Origin of the sequence: Paracoccus sp. SM22M-07 (assembly GCF_001887735.1) — a bacterium.
Lineage (GTDB): Bacteria > Pseudomonadota > Alphaproteobacteria > Rhodobacterales > Rhodobacteraceae > Paracoccus.
On the sequence record NZ_JPKW01000039.1, the window covers coordinates 1 to 2,548 of the forward strand.

2 protein-coding genes are annotated in these 2,548 nt (G+C 57.9%); one reads left to right on the forward strand and one right to left on the reverse strand.

Annotation, left to right across the window (positions count from 1 at the left end):
- A partial coding sequence (locus IE00_RS19295) for an IS5 family transposase (protein ID WP_083554530.1) occupies positions 1 to 982 on the forward strand: 982 nt, incomplete at its 5' end.
- A 155-nt stretch (positions 983 to 1,137) separates the two neighbouring features.
- On the opposite strand, the gene IE00_RS19300 is transcribed toward IE00_RS19295, so the two are convergent.
- Complete coding sequence (locus tag IE00_RS19300) at positions 1,138 to 2,307, reverse strand: zinc-dependent alcohol dehydrogenase (RefSeq protein ID WP_072298776.1); 1,170 nt, start codon at positions 2,305 to 2,307, stop codon at positions 1,138 to 1,140.
- Positions 2,308 to 2,548 lie beyond the last annotated feature (241 nt).

Consider the following 2,548-nt stretch of genomic DNA (forward strand, 5'->3'; position numbering starts at 1 on the left):
GGCCAGCCTGATCCAGATCCTGTTCTCTGTTCGATCTGAGCGCCAGTTGATGGAGCAGATGCAATACAACCTGATGTTTCGCTGGTTTGTCGGCCTTGGCATCGACGACCCTGTCTGGGTCCCCACAGTGTTCACCAAAAACCGCGACCGACTTCTAACGACGGACATGTCGCGCAAGGTGATGGCGGCAATCCTGGCGCACCGCGAGGTGGCTCCGCTGTTATCGGATGAGCATTTCCCGGTCGATGGGACATTGATCAAGGCCTGGGCGTCGATGAAAAGTTTCCAGCCGAAGGCGGGCGTCACGCCACCCGACGATCAAGGACCGGATGATCCGCCAAGGTCCACCATCGCCCCTGACAACCAACCCACCCAATCCGAGCCCGAGACCGAACCGATGCCCCGCCCCGATCACCGCAACCGGAATGCCGAGGTGGACTTCAAGGGCGAGAAGCGCTCGAACGCTACCCACGCGTCAACCACGGATCCGGAGGCACGCCTCTACAAGAAATCGCCCGGCACCGGCGCGGCACTGTGCTTCATGGGCCATGCGCTGATGGAGAACCGGCACGGTCTGGTTGTTCAAGGCGACTTGACGCAGGCAGACGGCCATGCGGAGCGGCGTGCCGCCCTGGACATGGTGCAGCGCCACTCCCCGGGATCAACCCGGCGGCTGACGCTTGGGGCGGACAGGGGGTATGATGCTGCCGAGTTCGTCTCCGACCTCAGGGAGGGCGGCGGTGCCCCGCATGTCGCGCAGAAATCGCGACACTCAGCGATCGACGGGCGCACGACCAGACATCAGGGCTACGCCTTGTCGATCAAGCACCGAAAGCGGATCGAGGAAGCCTTCGGTTGGGCCAAGATCGTCGCCGGCATGGCGCAAACCGTCTATCGGGGCGTCGAACGGGTGCGATCCCGCTTCATTCTGACGATGGCCGCCAATAACCTGGCCCGACTGCCCAGATTGCTGGGAGCATGAGGCGGAAGACGATTGCATGGGGGCTGAAAGTCTCGGACCCTTTTTGATGAGCGAAGCGCGCAATCACCACACAAACAGAACAACGTCCCTGCGCGCCGACTAATTCAGCGGCCTGTTAAGGATCTGACCCCGGCTCAGCAATTTGGCATCTTGCGTTACGGTTTCAAAACGACTTTCACGCACTCGTCTTTTTTGTCACGGAACTGCTTGTAGAGATCAGGTCCGTCCGACAATGAACCCCGGTGCGTAATCAGGAACGTCGGATCGATACGGCCTTCCTGAATGTGGTCCAGGAGCGTCGGCGCATGTTGCATGACATGGGTTTGCCCCATGCGGAACGTGAGCGCCTTAGCAAAAGCGGATCCAATTGGAAATTTGTCAACGATTGCAGCGTAAACGCCCGGGATGGAGACGATACCTCCTTTGCGGCAACACATGATGGCTTCACGTAAGACGTGCGGCCGTCCTGTTTCCTGATACGTCATGGTCTTCACCTTGTCGTAGACCGTGTCGATCACACCTGCGCCGTGGGCCTCCAGGCCGACCGCATCGATCACCTTATCCGGGAGCATGCCATTGGTGAGCTCCATGAGCGCATCGTAAGGCTTCACCTCGGAGCGGTCGATGATCTCTGCCCCGTGTTCGGCCGCCAGCTTGAGGCGCTCCGGCACATCATCAATGACAAATACCCTCTCAGCGCCCAAAAGCTTGCATGACTTCAGCGTGAACAGGCCTACGGGGCCAGCTCCCCAGATTGCAACAATACTACCAGGTCCAACCTCTGCGTTGACGGCCGCCTGATAGCCTGTCGGAAAAATATCCGACAGGAACAACACCTGTTCGTCGGTCAATCCATCAGGCACCTTGAGGTGCGTGGCATCGGCAAAGGGAATACGGACATATTCAGCTTGGCCGCCGGCGTAACCGCCATAGAGATGAGAGAACCCAAAGAGGCCAGCGCCCGCCTGGCCCGTGATCGCTGCAAGCTTTGCAGCGTCGGGGTTACTTTCATCGCATAGAGAAAATTGCTTCGTCTTGCACCAGTGACAATGGCCGCAGTTGATCGTGAAAGGGACGACGACACGATCCCCTTTCTTAAGATTACTAACGCCAGAACCCACGTCCTCGACAACGCCCATGAACTCGTGACCCATGATGTCGCCGGATTCCATCTGCGGCATAAAGCCATCGAACATGTGAAGGTCGGAACCACATATTGCAGTAGAGGTCACCCGCAAAATTGCATCTTTAGGATCACCGATGATCGGATCAGGGTGGGTGTCGACCCGGAAATCTCCGGTTCCGTGATAAGTGACGGCACGCATGATACGGCTCCTTGGATCGTTGAAGTTCGTGCAACTATGTTCACGTAATGCCTCCCGAAGTCATCAGTTCCGTTAATCTAACAAGATGCTGAAATAGTCCCGCCTCGACAGTAAATTGAGAACATGATTCACTCCCCGCACGGCAATGTCGGGGGTGAAGATGCGCGGGACGGACGAGACGAGCGGGTCGCTGTTTAGCTATATCGATCTCAAGGAACGCATCCCTGCCAAGCATCCGCTA

What these genes read in the sequence shown, in the direction of transcription:
- IE00_RS19300 (WP_072298776.1), bottom strand. Translation starts at nt 2,307, where the DNA reads ATGCGTGCCGTCACTTATCACGGAACCGGAGATTTCCGGGTCGACACC.